Origin of the sequence: Pseudoflavonifractor sp. 60, assembly GCF_009911645.1 — a bacterium.
Lineage (GTDB): Bacteria > Bacillota > Clostridia > Oscillospirales > Oscillospiraceae > Lawsonibacter.
In genome coordinates, this window is record NZ_QWKI01000056.1 from 1 (window position 1) to 1,435 (window position 1,435).

Here is a 1,435-nt window from a genome sequence, read left to right on the forward strand (position 1 = left end):
TCATACATGATTGACACGCCTCCCATTCGTTACTCGAAATTTGCTGTGATGCTGCCTTTTTGGAGAATGTGGCCTTCCACTTTTTTCAAAAAGGCTTTTTTCAGAGAATGAACGCTTAATTGAATGTCACAGTCCAGCGCGTACACGGTAAAACGATATGTATGTGTTTTCCCCTTTGGTGGTTTTGGCCCTGCGTATCGGTGAAAGCCGTACCCGACTCCCTGACAAGCACCGTCCAATTCTGGCACATGGCTTCCGGCGGGAATTCCGCTTTTTATTTCATTGGCGGCGGGAATGTTCCAAATAAGCCAATGTGTGAAATCTTTGACAGGATGGGATAAATCTTCCAATGTAATTGCAAGTGTTTTGGCCTGTGGAGATAGGTTTGAGAAAATAAACTCCGGCGATACATTCTGCCCACGCCCGGTATTCTCTATGGGAAATTTCCCGCCATGTTCAATGCCAGTACAGGTAAATTCTAAAATGTCCATAGCTCCTCCTGATGGTGTTTGCTGCCCTCTGCGATGCTGAAAGCCCTCATGGGAGAAATCAATCCCTCCGGTAAGCTGGCGGAGAGCTACCCGGTCAAATACGAGGATGTGTCCTCCTCACCCTACTTCCCCTCCAAGCAGCGCAGCGCCGAGTACCGGGAGGGCCTCTATGTGGGCTATCGCTACTTCGAAACGGCGAATGTCCCCGTTCTGTTCCCCTTCGGCTTCGGCTTGAGCTACACCACCTTTGAGTATTCCGAATTGAAGGTCACCGAAAAAGAAGCGACCTTCACTCTCAAAAACACCGGAAAAATGGACGGAGCCGAAGTCACTCAGCTCTACGTCTCCAAGCTGTCCAGCGAGGTGTTCCGTCCCGCGAAGGAGCTGAAAGGATTCCAGAAGGTTTTCCTGAAAGCGGGCGAGAGCAAGACCGTCACCATTCCCCTGGACGACAAGGCGTTCCGGTATTTCAACGTCCAAACCAATCAGTTCGAGGTGGAGGGCGGCGAGTATCAGATTTTGATTGGCTCGTACGTGGCGGACATCAAGCTGTCCGGCAGCGTGACCGTGGCTGGAACCGGCGCTCCCAACCCCTACGACAGCAAGCTGCTGTCTGACTACTATACCGGCAATATCAAGACTATTCCTGATGTGGAGTTTGAAAATCTGCTGGGTCACCCCATTCCGGACGGAAGCTGGAGCGGCACCCTCACCATGAATGACGCTCTTTGTCAGATGTACTACGCCAAAAGCTGGCTGGCCCGGCGGGTATATGGGATTTTGACCCGTCTGCTCAACAAGAGTATGGAGAAGGGGAAGCCCAATCTGAACCTGATGTTCAACTACAACATGCCCTTCCGGGGGATTGCCAAGATGACCGGCGGTATGTGTACTATGGAAATGGCTGAGGGCATTCTTATTGTTGTGAACGGCCACTTCTTCAA

General features: G+C 51.3%; 2 protein-coding genes. One reads left to right on the forward strand and one right to left on the reverse strand.

Annotated features, from left to right (window positions below):
- Positions 1–29: 29 nt before the first annotated feature.
- Complete coding sequence (locus tag D1646_RS07265) at positions 30–491, reverse strand: YbhB/YbcL family Raf kinase inhibitor-like protein (RefSeq protein ID WP_160635834.1); 462 nt, start codon at positions 489–491, stop codon at positions 30–32.
- Between the two features lie 48 nt (positions 492–539).
- Here D1646_RS07265 and D1646_RS07270 point away from each other — a divergent pair.
- Positions 540–1,435, forward strand: an 896-nt coding sequence (locus tag D1646_RS07270) for a fibronectin type III-like domain-contianing protein (protein ID WP_347565156.1), incomplete at its 3' end; no start/stop codon positions are given.